We start from the raw sequence: 15,455 nt of genomic DNA, 5'->3' as shown, positions 1-15,455 counted from the left end.
GCATATCGGTGGTGTAGTAGAGTACAAAATAGCTTCTCCTCGCCGGATTGTGACCCCATGACCTTTTATATTGCGCCCCGTTTTCTGAAAAAGCTGGCGGTTCACATCACCAAAAACTTTATCGACCTGCCCAAGGTGAAGGTGCCGTTGATTTTGGGCATCCACGGGCGCAAGGGCGAGGGCAAAACCTTCCAGTGCGAATTGGTCTACCAGGCCATGGGGGTGGAGGTGGTTCACATTTCAGCCGGGGAGCTAGAAAGCCCCGACGCAGGCGATCCAGCCCGTCTGATTCGGCTGCGCTACCGGGAGGCGGCGGAGCTAATTCGGGTGCGGGGCAAGATGGCCGTGCTGATGATCAACGACCTCGATGCCGGGGCGGGCCGGGTGGATGCGGGCACGCAATATACGGTGAATACCCAGCTTGTGAACGCCACGCTGATGAACATTGCCGATAACCCCACCAACGTGCAGCTTCCCGGCAGCTACGACGACACCCCCCTCCATCGGGTACCCATCGTGGTCACGGGCAACGACTTCGCTACCCTCTACGCGCCCCTCGTGCGAGATGGGCGGATGGAAAAGTTCTACTGGGAACCCAGCCGCGAAGACAAAATCGGCATCGTGGGCGGCATTTTTTCTGAAGATGGCCTCTCACCCCAGGATGTGACCACCCTCGTCGATCACTTTTTAGATCAGTCGGTGGATTTCTATGGGGCGCTGCGGTCGCGCCTGTTTGATGAGCAAATCGAAGCCTTCATCGACCGGGTGGGCATCGCCAAGGTCGGCCCCTCGGTGGTGAATACGACCCAGCCGCCCACCTTTCGCCCACCCAACTTCAGCTTGCCCCACCTGATCGAACAGGGCAACCTCATGGTGAAGGAACAGCAGCGCCTGCGGGATATGCGCCTCGTGCGGGAGTATAACCAAGTCCTTTCCCAAGACCGTTTTTCGCCGCCAGCACCCGCCGCCGTTGCGCCCCCCGCCGATCCTCGTCCAATCCCTCAACCCCAGCCCACCACCGATGGGTATGCCCCAGCCGTGCCCATCGAACCATCCCAGCCCACCGCCAACGCGCATCGTTCGACGGAGTTCGCATCACAGCCTGCCCTCGATCCAACCGTGGCCCAGCACGTGCAAACCCTCGTCAGCCAAGGCCATGCCATCGGCGTCGAGTATGTGGAGCCCCGTCGATTTAAGACCGGATCTTGGCAAAGCTGCCGCACCATTGCCCCCACTTCACCTACCGATGCCCTCGCCCAACTTGCCGATTGCCTCAACGACCATCGGGGCCATTATGTACGAGTGTTTGGGATAGATGCCGCTAAACGGCGGGTGATGGAAACCACCATTCAGCGGCCCTAGGTTCGGGCGCTATGTTTACCCCAGCATCGGCTGTTGATCCTAGCCAAAATGGCCCCTAGAAGCTGCGATCTCTCCCACCTAGCCGGAGAGACGACTTCTTATACTCCGAACTGGCCCACGGCCCAATCGCTAAAAGAATGCAGCAGCCTTATCCAAAGCCAGCCTGACTAGCCCATCACGAGTCTTGGAACGCCTCACGCCTTGGGCCAATGAGGTATTCAGTCATGCGGATGAAAGGACTTGAACCTTCACTTCTTGCGAAACTAGAACCTAAATCTAGCGCGTCTACCAATTCCGCCACATCCGCGTGTCGATGACTGATCATAGCAAAATAATGATCGCTTGGGGAGTCCCTGGCGGGGAAATTGGCTGGAATGCCCCAAGGACTGGGCGCGGATAGCCTTTGGCCCATCGGGAAGCGCGAATGCGTGGGGCAAGCGATAAAATGTGAGGCTAGGTCATGGCAGACTATCATTAAGAAAGATGTAAGTCAGGCAGCAGATGCCGTGCCTTTGCGGTGCTAGTCTGGCAGCACCTTGCAGACTGACCGATTGCAGACTGACACCTCGCAGACCGACCACGAAGGAGACGCCAAAGGGAATGGGAAAAGTAGTTGGCATCGACCTAGGCACCACCAACTCGGTTGTTTCTGTCATGGAAGGTGGCAAGCCCGTGGTGATTGCCAACGCGGAAGGGATGCGTACCACGCCTTCGGTGGTGGCCTTTAGCAAGGAAGGGGAGCGTCTGGTGGGGCAGTTGGCGCGGCGGCAGTCGGTGCTGAACCCTCAAAATACGTTCTACGGCGTCAAGCGCTACATGGGCCGCAAGTATGCGGAACTGGATGACGCCGCCAAGCGAGTACCCTATACCATCCGCCGCGACGAGGTGGGCAATGTGAAGGTGCGTTGTCCTCGCCTGGAAAAAGACTTTGCGCCGGAGGAACTGTCGGCCATGGTGCTGCGGAAACTGGCGGATGAGGCCAGCCGCTACCTGGGCCAGCCCGTCACCGGGGCGGTGATTACGGTGCCTGCCTACTTTAACGACACCCAGCGCCAAGCCACCCGCAATGCCGGACGTATCGCCGGACTGGATGTGAAGCGAATTTTAAACGAGCCCACCGCCGCCGCTCTGGCCTACGGGTTCGATGAATCCTACAACCAAACCATCCTGGTATTTGACCTGGGGGGTGGCACCTTCGACGTGTCCATTTTGGATGTGGGCGACGGGGTGTTTGAGGTGCGATCCACCGCTGGGGATACCCAACTGGGCGGGGCCGACTTTGACCAAAAAATCGTCACCTGGCTGGCGGAGGAGTTCCTAGAGCAGGAGGGGATTGATCTGCGGAAGGATCGTCAAGCCCTGCAACGGCTGACCGAGGCGGCGGAAAAGGCCAAAATCGAACTATCCGGCGTGGCGACGACGGAAATTAGCCTGCCCTTCATCACCGCCACCAAGGACGGCCCCAAGCACATCGAAACCCGCCTCAGCCGTTCCCAGTTTGAGGGGCTGTGCGGAGATTTGATCAGCCGTTTGCGCGGCCCCCTCAAGCAGGCCATCAGCGATGCCAACCTGTCGCCCAACGACATTGACGAGGTGGTGCTGGTGGGAGGCGGTAGCCGGATGCCCATGGCCCAAGACCTAGTTCGGTCGCTGATTGGCCTAGAACCCAGCCAAAACGTCAACCCCGATGAGGCGGTGGCGGTGGGGGCGGCGATCCAGGCGGGTATCCTCACCCAGGAGGTGCAGGACATCATGCTGCTGGATGTAACTTCCCTATCCCTGGGATTGGAGACCATCGGCGGCGTAATGAAAAAGGTGATCCCCCGCAACACCACCATTCCGGTGCGGCGTTCGGATATTTTCTCCACCTCAGAGAACAATCAAACCTCCGTGGAAGTCCACGTCCTCCAGGGCGAGCGGGAAATGGGGGCGGATAACAAGTCCCTAGGCCGCTTCAAGCTGATGGGCATTCCCCCGGCTCCCCGTGGGGTGCCCCAGGTGTTGGTGTCCTTTGATATTGATGCCAACGGCATTTTGCAGGTGTCGGCCATGGACAAAACCACCGGGCGCGAGCAAAGCCTGACGGTGCAAGGCGCGGCCAACCTGGAGGAAAGCGAAGTGCAGCGGATGATCCAGGAGGCGGAGGAATTTGCCGAAACCGACCGTTTGCAGCGGGAACGGGTGGAAAAACGCAATCGCGCCGAAGCCCTCACCTTCCAGGCCGAACGCCTGCTGCGGGAGGTAGCGCTGGATTTTGGGATGCAGTTTGCCCGTGAGCGTCGCCGCCGCATCGAAAGCCTGGTGCAAGAACTGCGCGATGGCCTAGAACGCGGGGACGAGCGCGGTATCGACATCGCCCAAACCGAACTGCAAGACGAACTCTACGACCTCAACCGCGAAGCCTACCTCTACGAAGCCGAGGACGACCAGGAAGGCGGCATTCTGGGCCAAATTGGCAACACCCTGAAGAAAACCTTTGCCTTCGACGACGACCTCGACGCCCGCCCCAACTACGGCTACCAGGGCGGTTCCTGGGGCAACTGGGACGACGACTGGGACTACGACAGCCGCAGCCGAGGGGGCCAAAACTACGGCCAGCCGCCCAGTTACGGTCAGCCCTCTAACTACACCCCACCGAGCTACGGTCAGCCTTCTGGTTACGGTCAACCCTCTGGCTACAACCCGCCGAGCTATGGCGGCAACCGACCCACCTACGGCGGCGCAGCCTACGACACCTACCGCAATCCAAACGCGGATCGCCAGGGGTATGACAATCGGCCTGGGGATAATCGCCCCGCCGATAATCGTCCCAGCTACGGCCAGCCTTCCGGTTACACCAATCAGCCCCCGGTCAACCGCCCTGCCGAGAACCGCCCTGTTGATAACCGCCCCGGCATTAACGACAATCCGGGCTATGGCCGTCGGGGCTATCAAGACGCCCGCCCTGGCCAGGATTTAGGCTACGGTAATCGTCCTGCGAATCCGGGCTACAGCAACCCAGACGCGGATCGTTCCTACGACAACCGTCCCTACAACGCCCCTGCCAATCGTCCCCTAGCACCAGAGGTCGGGTACGGTTCCACTCCAGCCAATCGGCCCCCGGATCCTAGGGAAGATCGCCCCAGGGAAGAACGATTCAGCCCTAGACCTACGGCTGACTACGGCCCCGGTGCCCCTGGTTCTGGTTCCTCTGGACAAACGCCCCCCGCCAACGGAGCGAGTCCATCCCGCCCTGCACCCAACCACCCTCAAAGTTCTGATAACTGGGATGACGACCCCTGGGCCGAGGGCAATGCCCCAGAACGTCGCCCTACCCCACCAGAATCCGACTGGCGCGAACCGCCCAGCCGCCGCCCCAGCCCGCCGCCCGACTCCGACTATGGCAGCGATTGGGCCAGCCGCGACGAATGGCTCTAGGTCAGGTCTTTCCCGATCACCTATCCTTACGCAAGAGAATGGCTAAATTAAAATTAATGTTGGCTCTGGGTTTCGACTGGGCTCAACCCCCTGGCTATGTTGCGCAGGGGCATTGAGCGAAGTCGAAATGCGTTCTACAAATCATTGTGATCACCTAATTATCCCTAAGCGCTCGATATGCAAAACTTTCGGAACTACTACGAGATTCTGGGAGTTTCCAGGGAGGCCGACTTTAGCACCATTAAGCAGGCCTACCGCAAATTAGCCCGCCAGTATCACCCCGACCTCAACCCCGGCGACCAAGTAGCCGAGGAAAAGTTCAAGCTGCTGGGGGAAGCCTACGAAATCCTGTCGGATACGGACAAACGATCTCAGTACGAGCGGTTTAGCCAGTATTGGAAGCAAAAGGGATTTCAGCGCCAGCCCGAAGCCGCCGCCACCCGTGGAGCCCCCCCCAACCGCAGCGGGGGCCGAATTTCCCTAGAAGACTTTGGCTTTGGGGAATTTCCAGACTTCAACAACTTCGTTGACCAACTCCTGAACCGTCGTGGGGATTCGGCCCAGTCAACGGTGGATGCCCCCGCCTATGCCAACGAGGCCGACTATCGGGAGCCACCACCGGAACCCCGCCGGGGTGGACGCCGCGATGCCGAAGCCAACCTTACGGTTCCTCTAGAAAAAGCCTTCCGGGGTGGACGGGAACGGATTCGCCTAGAGGATGGCCGTTCCCTGGAGGTGCAAATGCCTGCGGGGATGATCACCGGACAGCGGATTCGCCTGCGGGGGCAGGGGGTTGGCGGCGGCAATCTGTACCTGCGGATTGAGGTAGAGCCTCACCCGTTATTCAAACTTCAGGGCAGCGATGTGTTTTGCCGCTTGCCCATCACCCCCAGCGAAGCCGCCCTCGGCAGCACCATCGACATTCCCACCCTCGATGGTCGCCAGCGGACAACGCTGCCCCAGGGTGCCCAAACCGGACAGCGGATTCGCCTAGTGGGGCGGGGCTATCCTATCGGTCAGGAACGAGGGGACTTGATTATTGAGCTGGAGGTGGTGATTCCGACACGGTTGAGTGATCGAGAAAAGGCGCTTTACGAAGAACTGCGCCAAATGGAAAGCCTCAATCCGAGATCTCATTTAATGGGGTGAGCCTAACCCCGCCAGCAACCACAGGAAAACCCCGGTTTCTGTGGGATCGCCTCCTGCGGCATCATGCCATAGGGGACGCAAAACCGGGGTTCTGGGCTTGGGTTAGATCTGGCGTTCAGGCCCTAGTAAGCCCCTTTGCGATTGAGCAAAACCGTCACGGTTTGCAGAATCAGTTTGAGATCATACCAGGGCGACCAGATGCGCTGGTAGATGAGATCGAGCTTCACGATTTCCTCAAAATCCTTAATGGCAGATCGTCCGCTGACTTGCCACTGTCCGGTGAGACCGGGCTTTACATTCAGGCGCTTCCAGTGGTGGGGAAGATAGCGGGAGACTTCATCGGCGGTGGGGGGGCGGGTGCCCACCAGGCTCATTTCGCCGCGTAGCACGTTCCAAAACTGGGGAAATTCATCCAGGCTGGTTTTGCGGAGAAATCGACCAACGCGGGTAATGCGGGGGTCGGCTTCATTTTTGAAGATTAGCCCCTGGGCCTCATTCGTCACCGTTGCCTTGAGATCATCGGCATTGGGTACCATAGAGCGAAACTTCCAAATTTTGAAGGGCTTGCCTCGCAAACCATAGCGGGTTTGGGAATAGAGCACCGGGCCTGGGCTATCGAGTTTAATGGCGATGGCAATGGGGATGCTAATCAGCGCCAAGACAGCAAGGCCGACGATAGCTCCAAGCATATCGAGGGTTCGCTTAATGGCGCAGGTGACGGAGGGATGAGAGCGAGTCCAGGAGGGTTGCGAAAGTGGTTCGTGTGGGAGAGTTAGCATAGGTGAGAGCCCCTGTAGTGCAAGCGTAGCTAAAGTGGATCACGGCGATACCGCCGACAGCAACTCAGCAATGGAATGGTGACTTACGTGATTTTGTGGATGCTCCGCATGGATATATACGGAAAAGCTACCGTATATCTACATACGATGCAGTGAGGATATCGAGTTTTGCCCCTGTTGATGGCCGTGATATCACTCAGCTTCGCTAAAACTTTGAAGGGTAGCTGGTAGTATAAAGGTTCAATAAAGGTTGTAAAGTTCGCAAAGCTCATTCCAGCGCTGTTGGCTCAGCCCTAGGAATCAAAGCAGCATTGGGCAAAACAGCGATTAAGATGAAAGCCTACCGTCAGCGCTTAGCAGCGCAGGAAGGAACGCGGGTTCATGAGCATGACAGATAAGACGGCGGATCAGTGGCTAGCGCGAATGCGAACAGATTATCCTGATCAGCCGGATGTGGTTTATCAAGGGGTTGCGAAGTGGTTGGTAGGACATCCGCCGGAACGGCTAGAGCATCTAGCGCCGGAGCAATGGGCTATGGCCCAGCAGGCGATGGACTACCGCTATCGGATTTTGCAGGATCGCTATTGGGGGGTGAGTCCAGAGCAGGGCTATCGTCGCCTGGTCAAGCGCCTCAGTGGTCTTTTTTTAATTCGTAGCAAAATTAGCACATGGATTGCCCTCAGCCGGGATCGCCGTCGCACGGTGGTGGACGTGGTGCAGGAAGTCATCCAGGAAATGATGCGTAGTGATCGCTACCTGGGGGATGAGATTCAGTGGATTGGCATCTGTACCGATCAGCCCCGGCTGCGCAACCTGCTGATGCTGGCTAGCCTAGAGGAATACTGCCTAAGGCCCATTCGCAACCAACCCCTGATCATGTACCGCTTTGTCAACTACCTGCGTCGCAGCCAGCGGGGCGGTATGACCCAAGTGCCCATCGGGACGTTGGTGCGCCTAGTCTCCGATGAGATCACCCCCGACGGTGATGACGATGCCCTCAGCCTGCTAGACAGTGAAGCCTGGAGCCAGTATCAGGAGGAGCAGCAAGCCCTAGAACAGCAGGTGCAGCGTCAGCAGGTGAAGGAAGCCCTATCGACCTACCTCCGACGCCACCTCAGTGAAGAGGCTGTGCGCTGGCTAGAACTGCATTTACAGGGCCTCACCCAAGAGCAAATTGCCCAGGCCATGAACCTCCCTGTGCAGCAGGTCTACCGCCTGCGGGAGAAAATCAGCTACCACGCCCTCAAAATCTTTGCCCTCAAGGAGCAACCTACCTTGGTGCTGCACTGGCTTAAAACGTCCCTTCAGGAGCACAGCTTTGGCCTCACCTCCAGCCAGTGGCAAGCCTTTTGGCAAACCCTCAGCCTAGAGCAGCAGCAAATCATTGAAGCCACCCGGTCGAGCCAGTCTGTGTCCGATGTGGCGCAGCAACTGGGGTTAAAACCAAAACAGGTGCAGGGGCAATGGGTCAAGATCTATCTCCAAGCCCAGGATCTGCGAACCCAGGATCTGCGAACCTAGTGTTTTGCACAGCGGAAGAGGCTAGACGGCTGGGTGCTTCACCTAGGTCAAGGCCCCGCTGGGTTAAGTAACGTTTCGCGTGCAATCCTCTTCACCCTGGGGTGCGACCTCTAGGATAGAGGTGTGCCTCAAGGATAGACCGCATCCCTCCTCACCCCCGAATCCCCCTTACCAGAGCCATGCCGGAACCCGATACCCCGGAGCCGTCTGAGAACCCCTCTTTTTTGGCTAATCGTGATGATGCGGTAGCCCATCGTCGTTTGAATATAGACCAAATGCTGTCCTTGGTAGACAGCATTCTCCCCTTTGAAGCCTGTTTGTTTCACCAGGTAATTCCCCTCTCCATTGAGGCTGGGTACTTGAACTTGGGCATGGTAGATCCAGCGGATACGGTGGCCCTAGACTATGTACGCCGCCAGGTTTCCTACATTAACTACTCGGTGGTGCCGTGGCCCGTAGCCTCCGACTGGCATCGACAAACCCTGTCGCAGTATCTCAGCTATGCCGCCAAGCTCAAACAAAAGAAAAATTGGTTGATCACGGGCCAAACTCCAGCATGGCCTACCGCTGCGGTCAACGATTCGGCCACCCTAGTGGTTGATAGCCCTACGGAAATTCCCATCGCGCCTACCTCGGTTAAAGCCGAATCTGCTTCGCCTAAGGCCGAATCTGCTTCACCGAATCCGCTGCCCAGACCCAGCTCTCCGGAAGACGATCCTCCGCTTCAGCTCGACCTCAGTGAAGCCACCCTCCCCCGTGGTGCAGCCAGCAACCTCACAGCTCTATCGCCAAAAGCCCTCATGCAGGAACTGGTTCAGCAGGTGCTCAGCGAGGGCATTGGTCGTCTATATTTTGAGCGACAGGCCCAGGTTGGCCGAGTATTACGCAGCCAGGATGGGGTTTTGCAGGCTGTGCTGGAAGACCTCAACCTAGACATGTTCCAAAGCGTAATCAACGAGCTAAAGCGGCTGACCCACCTGCCCCTGCTGCCCGTAGCCAATACCCGCCAGGTGGAGATTGAGCGACTATATCGGCAAGAAAGAGTGCTGCTGCGCCTCCGCATTATGGCTGGGCAGCACGGAGAGGAGGCCACGCTCCAGGTGCTTCGGGGAGCGGCGCTGAAGTTTTACCAGCAGCAACAAATCGAGCAACTAGGCCGCGACGCCCTCGGCATTGCCCAAACCCTCCAGCAACGGATTCATGCCATTCGTGATCGCGCCCAGGAAAACCTTGCTATCGACAAAACGCCCACCGCCACGCTTTTGGCCGTTAGCAATATGCTCAAGGCCATGGAAACCCAAATCAATCAACTCATCCAGGCGCAGGAGAACCGAGATCCCCGCTAAGGGCTTTCCTCCGACGGTTCCTCCGACGGTTCCCCCGGATGGCCCTCCTGGATGACTCGCCCTGAGGATCTAGTCTATCGGTCTATCCCTTAGTTTTTTGGCCCCAGGCGCTGGTCATGCGGCCAAAGTTCACCTGAAATTCGTCTAGGCCCAGCCAATCACCAGGGCGATCCTCATCCCAGGAGGCCGACAGTACCCCATAGGTAAGGCCCACCACGCCCAGGCCAAAACAGCCCAGGGTGACGAGCAGAACGGCGTAGGGCGGCAGTTCTACATTGCCCTTCACAATCAGCCCATAGCTGACAAAGAACGTGGCCACCCCAAGAAAGGTGGGAACGCCGGAAAACGCCAGCATTCGCCGCAGCATCCGCTGACTGACCACCTCTGGAATGGCGGTGGCGGCGGCCCGCTGTTGGGCTTGGGTCTTTTTCTCGGCCCTGGCCTTGGCTTTGCTGCTGATGGCTTTGGCCTTGGCCGCAGCGGCGGGGGAAATCGCGTTTGGATCGCGGCTAGGGGTGGCCTTAGACTTCCCTGAACCTGGCTTTCCTGGGGGTGTGGTGGTAGAAGCCTTGGGGGCGTCGGCATCAAGCTTTGCGCCCTTTCCCTTTTTGCCCGGTTCAAAGGGAAGACGCTGGCGGGAGGAAGAATCTGGAGCCATATCGAACCAAAACCTAACGCTGGGAGTAACTACAACAAACTAGGCCAAGAGACCTATCTCCTGACCTAGTTTAGATCCTAGCCAGTATCCAAGCTCCTGTTGCTGAGGGCGGAGCCGGGATGAATCTAGCCGCGAATGCCGAGCTTTTGGATCAGTGCCCGGTAGCGTTCGCTGTCTTGCTTTTGCAGGTAAGCCATCAGACGCTTGCGATGGCCGATCATCTTCAGCAGACCACGGCGGGAGGAGTAATCTTTCTTGTTCTTTTGCAGGTGAGCGCTGAGGAGGTTGATGCGCTCGGTGAGCATGGCGATCTGAAGATCGGCAGATCCGGTGTCGGTTTCGTGAACTTGATAATCGGAAATGAGTTCCTGCTTGCGCGCTTGCAACAGAGTCATGGGATGGATGCTTCTCTAAGAATGAATTTGTGCCAGGATTTTTCACTATAGCACAGCAGCCCGATAGATCGCCCTGCGGTCATAGAAGCGCAATGGCCAGGAAGGGCTAGGACTGCTGGCTAAGCCAGGTAATGGCTTCGCGCACCCAGGTTTCGGGGTCGCTGCTTTTGGAGGCGGTGCTGTGGCGGGCCACGGTTTGGATGGCCTTGAGGATTTCTGCTTGGGTGTAGCCGAGGGCGCTGAGGGTGATTTCCACCTCCTCGTGGATGGAGGCGATGGGGCCTCCGGTGGGCACGGGGGAGAACCCCGCCTGAGTTTGCCAGTCCTGGAGCTTGGTTTTGAGTTCGAGGACAACCCGTTCGGCGGTTTTGCTGCCCACACCGGGGGTCTTAGAAATCAGCCGGGTATTTCCGGCCACGATGGCCTGTACCAGGTCTTGATCCCCCAGGGTGTCCAACAGGGCTAAGGCCATTTGAGGGCCAATGCCGCTGACCCCGGTCAGCAGGAGGAACAAGTCTCGCTCACGTCGCTGGCCAAAGCCAAACAGCACCATTTGGTCATCGCGCACTTGCAGATGGCAAAACAACTGAGTGGTTTCGCCTAGGATGGGCAGGGTAGATAACTGACGGGCAGGCACCTGAAGCTCGTAGCCGATGTGGCTCACCTCTAGGGTAACGATAATTTTGTGGTTTCCGGGCTTGTGAACCTCCGCCAGGATTCCCTTCAGGTAGCTGATCATGGATTGGGATTCGGGCCTTTGGAACGGGCGCGGGCATCCAGGGGAGAGGTGGATTTAATCGCCTTGGGACGCTTGGGCACGGGGGCCGGGGGCTGGGCGGTTTGGAGTTGGCTTCGGCCATGCTGGATGATGTTCAGCATTTGGGAGAGCTGTTGTTCTACCTGGAACAGCACCCGGTCGGCGTAGGCGTCGGCCTCTTGTTGGATCATGTCCTGCTCTTGGAGGGCACTTTGGCGCTGGGCATCCCATTCTTGCTGGGACTGGCGCTTGAACTGTTCGATCTCAGACCGCACGCTGGATCGCAACTGGTCGCATTCGGCCTGGGCCTGGGCCTGCACCTGGCGGGCAATTTGTTCGGCCTGCTGCACAATGCCCATTTCATCCAAAATTTGGGCGGCCTGTTGTTCAGCCGCTTGGATCAAGTCCTGGGCGTAGCGATCGGCCTCGGCCAAGATATTGTCGCGCTGCTGCAAAATCTGCACCGCCTGCTGAAAAGCCGGGGGCAAATTGAGCCGAACGGCATCCAGTTGATCCAGCAGTTGATCTTCATCCACCAGGGTGCGGCCACTGAAGGGGACGCGGGGGCTCCCCAAAATCAGCTCCTCCAGCTTGTTTAGCTCCTGCTGAATATCTACATCTCCGATGCTGGGGACGAGGTGGGCGGCGTTGCCATTGGCGCTGGATTCGGCGGCGGATCCATTTTGGCCGGAGCTGAGGGCGGTGGGGTCTGGACGTAACATTGGTAAACGTCTCGCGCTACATGGTCAGGAACAAGGTGATCGATGGGGCCACCAAACTGGGCAATTTCTTTGACTAGGCTGCTGCTCAGAAAGCCATACTCTGTAGACGTTGCCAAAAACAGGGTTTCAATGTCCTCGGCCAAGGTTTTATTAGTATGGGCCATCTGTAGCTCTTTCTCAAAGTCAGATAAGACCCTTAACCCCCGCAGCAACACCTGGGCTTGGTGCTGGTGGGCATAGGTAATGGTCAGCCCCTCAAAGTGATCTACATCAACGTTGCCCAGATGGCGCACCGAGGTTTGAATCTGGTCAATCCGTTTGGCGATGGAGAACATCGGCACCTTGTTGGGATTGTGGGAGATCAAGACGATCACCCGCTCAAACAGCCGACTGCCACGGGAAATGATGTCCAGATGCCCCAGGGTGATGGGGTCAAAACTGCCGGGATAAATGGCAATCAACGCACGGTCTCAATGTCGATGCAGCGATTATAGCGAAGCGCTGGACGGGTGAGAAAAGGGGGCCACGCCTTGGGGTTAGGTCAGGGTTTTCTGATAGATGCGGTCACAGCGGGCGGTTTCCACCCCTTCGGCGGGCAGATAGTAGCTGGTTTCGTAAAGCTGCACGGCCTCCTTCAGCACCGACGCCGTTTCTACCCAAATGTGCCGAAAGCCTCGCTGCTGAATACGGGCTTCCAGTTGGCGCAATAGGTATCGCCCCAAACCCTGCCCACGGGCCGAGGGTCGCAAATACATTTTGCGAATTTCCACCGCCTTTTCCCCCCGGTGCGCCGGATAGTAGCCCGCCGTGCCCACCAGGGTTTCGCCGTCAAACACCACCCAAAATTCGCCCCCGGTTTGCCAATAGTGGGCTTCCACCTCCAGGGCATCTCGGTCGCTGCCTTCAGGCTCCCAGCCGAGGCCATATTCCGCTAACACGGTGGCGATGACCGATCCGGCAGCTTGGCGATCCAACGGTTGCCAACTCCGAATGTGGTACTGCCGAAACTGATCCTGATAGTCGGGTACTGGGGGATAGTCGGACGCCTCGGAGCCGCTGGAACGTTCGGAATGACTGGGCACTAGGGACGGATCAGGGATTAAGGAATCGTGGGACATTGGGCTTAGCTGTGGATACGGGGTTCGGGGTGCAGGGTGGCGAGGATGGCGCTTTCGGCCTCGGCGAGTTCCACCAAACGGGCGTCCACCTCAGCCCTAGGGAAGCGCCCGGTGGCCAGCACCCAGTAGGCTCCGTAGTGCCGCGCCTCGGAAGCCATGAGACTACGATAGAACCCCGCCAGGGCCGGATCGGGGCAGTGCTGGGCCAACAGCCCCAAACGCTCGTGGCTGCGGGCTTCGATCAGGGCCGACACCAGCAGAATATCTAACTGACGGTGGGGTTCCCCAGGGCGCACCTGTTCCCGCAGTTTGGCCCCATAGGGCGGCGGATGCAGGGGCCGCAGAGGCACGCCACGCCGCTCCAGCCATTGATGCACCTGGGCAAAGTGGGCCAGTTCCTCCTGGGCAATCTCCGTCAGGGCGGTGATCAGTTCTCGATCCGAGGGATAGCGGTTAATCAAACTCAGGGCCACCCCCGCCGCCTTGCGCTCGCACTGGGCATGATCTAGCAGGATGGTGTCAAAGTTTGCCAGGGCTTGATCTACCCATTCCATGCGGGTGGGTTCTACCAAAAATTTAATCGTGGCGGGTTTAACGGTAGCGGCAATGGGCATGGGGAAGTTGGATAAACGGCATCACCCTGTGGGCATCCTACACCGCCCACAGGGCTCTTGCCAGCCCAGGGGTCTACCTGGGGCCGCTGGCTACCTTGGTGGGGAGAATTGCCTGGTGGGATGGCCGTTCTGGGCTAACTTACAGATACTAATCTGCCTCGACCAGCCACAGGGGAGCCATGGTGCCGTCCCCATCCACGAAGGCGGTGGAGATATAGTCTAGATGGGCGGCAGAGAGGGGGCTTTGGTGGAGGTAGACCATGTAGTTGCCCATGAGAAAGTAGACGGCCATCATGGCGGCGGCTGAGGAGGCGACCAGAAACCCTGCCAGCATCAAAGAAAATTCCTGACCTTTAACGGCTTGCTCCATCAGGCGGAGGGCCCAGGCCACAAGGGCGATCACAATAGCCAGGATGAGGAGAAGCATGGAGAGCAAGGTTAAGCTGTTTGCGTAAAGGATTATCTATGGAAGCTTTATGTTACACATTGTAACAGACGTTCATAAAGCTGGCAGCTCTTCCACAGAAAGAATTTAGCTTTGTTCAGGCAATATCCTAAGTTTCCCTATTGCCAGGATTTCACAGTCATGCATTCAATCTACGCATGGCCTTAACCTGGGGCGTCCTACCAAATCCGAGTTAGGAACCCCGATTCCTAACCCCGCCAACGGTAGGGACAAGGTCTCCTGGCTCGCTAATAATATCGGGGGCACATGAGCCGGATTTAGTAGTATTGCAGCACGCTCCAGATTAAGGCCCTTCAGAACCAGATTTTTCTTAGGGCAGCGTTAAACCCAGGCACCAAGCGTACCCCCTAGACCTCTCTTCTCTCTTCTCCGCAGGGAGATCTGGGGGTGGTTTAGTCCGCAGTAGGAGGCGGATCTAGGTGGGCTCGGCGGGGTTGGCGTAGCTGGCGACTAGGTCTTCTGGAGTCATCATTTCGTAGCGTTCAAAGGGCTGATGAATCCAGGGATTGTCGGCCAAATACTCCACGTAGTAGTCGGGCTTGACGAAGGAGACCGCTTTGTACCACAGCACCGCCGTGCGCATTTCTTCGATGCAAAAGCCGTACTTCGCATTTAGCCAAGCCAGGGAGCGATCTAGGCTATGGCCCGAATCCACCAGATCATCCACCACGAGCACTCGGTTGCCCAGGCCAGCGGTGGTCATGCTGAGGTCGCGGGAGAATGTGATGTGGCCTCGGGTGCGGCCATCGCTGCCGCCATAGGAGGCGGTGGAGAGAATCGCCAGGGGGACATCAAACAGGCGGCAAAGGGTATCGCCCACCCGCAGCCCGCCCTTGGCCAAGCAGACGATCTGATTAAAGTCCCAGCCAGATTCGTAGATCTGAATCGCTAGTTTTTCAATGTCGCGGTGATAATCGTCCCAACTTACGTAAAAGTCTGCCATGGCCGTTGCTTAGGAAGATACGGAGAAAAACGTCAGAGAAAGAAGACAATCAGGGCTAGATCGGCGATCTGCGCGCAGGTCAGTCAAGCTAATTGCCGAGACAGTCGTTGAGCAAAATGAGGTCGTCATTCCCGCCGGACTTGGCTATCCTTGGCCAGACGACGGTTTTGAATCTGGCAGGCGCAGCGACCACGGGCAATGGGGAAAT

At 58.0% G+C, this 15,455-nt stretch carries 14 protein-coding genes, 1 tRNA gene and 1 pseudogene; 5 read left to right on the top strand and 11 right to left on the bottom strand.

Annotated elements, in window-relative coordinates; genetic code table 11:
- Positions 1–57: 57 nt before the first annotated feature.
- Entirely contained in the window at positions 58–1,362 is a 1,305-nt protein-coding gene (locus tag GFS31_RS21515) for a ribulose bisphosphate carboxylase small subunit (protein WP_198805838.1), read from the top strand.
- Positions 1,363–1,587: 225 nt separating this feature from the next.
- On the opposite strand, the gene GFS31_RS16390 is transcribed toward GFS31_RS21515, so the two are convergent.
- A tRNA-Leu gene (locus tag GFS31_RS16390) sits at positions 1,588–1,669 on the bottom strand.
- Positions 1,670–1,962: 293 nt separating this feature from the next.
- On the opposite strand from GFS31_RS16390, the pseudogene dnaK reads away from it, so the two are divergent.
- Both dnaK and GFS31_RS16380 read left to right on the top strand, forming a co-directional pair.
- Positions 1,963–3,927, top strand: a pseudogene (gene dnaK / locus GFS31_RS16385) (molecular chaperone DnaK); the annotation flags it as partial.
- A 1,029-nt stretch (positions 3,928–4,956) separates the two neighbouring features.
- On the top strand, positions 4,957–5,928 hold the full coding sequence (locus GFS31_RS16380; RefSeq protein WP_198805836.1) for a DnaJ C-terminal domain-containing protein: 972 nt from the start codon (positions 4,957–4,959) through the stop codon (positions 5,926–5,928).
- Between the two features lie 122 nt (positions 5,929–6,050).
- On the opposite strand, the gene GFS31_RS16375 is transcribed toward GFS31_RS16380, so the two are convergent.
- Positions 6,051–6,707 carry a sugar transferase gene (locus tag GFS31_RS16375; protein WP_198805835.1) on the bottom strand — a complete coding sequence of 219 codons (657 nt, stop codon included), beginning with the start codon at positions 6,705–6,707 and terminating at the stop codon, positions 6,051–6,053.
- Positions 6,708–7,088: 381 nt separating this feature from the next.
- Between GFS31_RS16375 and GFS31_RS16370 the strand changes: the two genes are divergently transcribed.
- Positions 7,089–8,228 carry a HetZ-related protein 2 gene (locus GFS31_RS16370; RefSeq protein WP_198805834.1) on the top strand — a complete coding sequence of 380 codons (1,140 nt, stop codon included), beginning with the start codon at positions 7,089–7,091 and terminating at the stop codon, positions 8,226–8,228.
- A gap of 179 nt (positions 8,229–8,407) precedes the next feature.
- Positions 8,408–9,574: a hypothetical protein gene (locus GFS31_RS16365; RefSeq protein ID WP_198805833.1), complete on the top strand. Its 1,167-nt coding sequence runs from the start codon at positions 8,408–8,410 to the stop codon at positions 9,572–9,574.
- Positions 9,575–9,656: 82 nt separating this feature from the next.
- Here the strand turns inward: GFS31_RS16365 and GFS31_RS16360 are convergent, their stop codons facing one another.
- The 9 genes from GFS31_RS16360 to GFS31_RS16320 form a co-directional block, all read right to left on the bottom strand.
- Positions 9,657–10,232: a PAM68 family protein gene (locus tag GFS31_RS16360; protein WP_198805832.1), complete on the bottom strand. Its 576-nt coding sequence runs from the start codon at positions 10,230–10,232 to the stop codon at positions 9,657–9,659.
- A 125-nt stretch (positions 10,233–10,357) separates the two neighbouring features.
- Positions 10,358–10,627: a 30S ribosomal protein S15 gene (rpsO, locus tag GFS31_RS16355; RefSeq protein ID WP_198805831.1), complete on the bottom strand. Its 270-nt coding sequence runs from the start codon at positions 10,625–10,627 to the stop codon at positions 10,358–10,360.
- Positions 10,628–10,733: 106 nt separating this feature from the next.
- Complete coding sequence (ruvA, locus tag GFS31_RS16350; RefSeq protein WP_198805830.1) at positions 10,734–11,366, bottom strand: Holliday junction branch migration protein RuvA; 633 nt, start codon at positions 11,364–11,366, stop codon at positions 10,734–10,736.
- Entirely contained in the window at positions 11,363–12,106 is a 744-nt protein-coding gene (locus GFS31_RS16345; RefSeq protein ID WP_225907463.1) for a hypothetical protein, read from the bottom strand. Before GFS31_RS16345 ends, ruvA begins: the two co-directional genes overlap by 4 nt.
- Complete coding sequence (gene coaD / locus GFS31_RS16340; RefSeq protein ID WP_198805829.1) at positions 11,998–12,567, bottom strand: pantetheine-phosphate adenylyltransferase; 570 nt, start codon at positions 12,565–12,567, stop codon at positions 11,998–12,000. Before coaD ends, GFS31_RS16345 begins: the two co-directional genes overlap by 109 nt.
- Before the next feature lie 75 nt (positions 12,568–12,642).
- Positions 12,643–13,224, bottom strand: coding sequence for a GNAT family N-acetyltransferase (locus tag GFS31_RS16335; RefSeq protein ID WP_198805828.1), 582 nt, complete (start codon positions 13,222–13,224; stop codon positions 12,643–12,645).
- Between the two features lie 5 nt (positions 13,225–13,229).
- Positions 13,230–13,838: a tRNA-(ms[2]io[6]A)-hydroxylase gene (locus tag GFS31_RS16330; protein WP_198805827.1), complete on the bottom strand. Its 609-nt coding sequence runs from the start codon at positions 13,836–13,838 to the stop codon at positions 13,230–13,232.
- A gap of 148 nt (positions 13,839–13,986) precedes the next feature.
- Positions 13,987–14,265 carry a hypothetical protein gene (locus GFS31_RS21090; RefSeq protein WP_225907462.1) on the bottom strand — a complete coding sequence of 93 codons (279 nt, stop codon included), beginning with the start codon at positions 14,263–14,265 and terminating at the stop codon, positions 13,987–13,989.
- 454 nt (positions 14,266–14,719) lie between these two features.
- Positions 14,720–15,247 (bottom strand): phosphoribosyltransferase, encoded by a 528-nt coding sequence (locus tag GFS31_RS16320; RefSeq protein ID WP_198805826.1) that lies wholly within the window; start codon positions 15,245–15,247, stop codon positions 14,720–14,722.
- Positions 15,248–15,455: the final 208 nt, after the last annotated feature.

Source organism: Leptolyngbya sp. BL0902, assembly GCF_016403105.1.
Lineage (GTDB): Bacteria > Cyanobacteriota > Cyanobacteriia > Phormidesmidales > Phormidesmidaceae > Nodosilinea.
The sequence above is the reverse complement of the archived record's forward strand: the minus strand, read 5'-3'. Positions and strand labels throughout refer to the sequence as shown.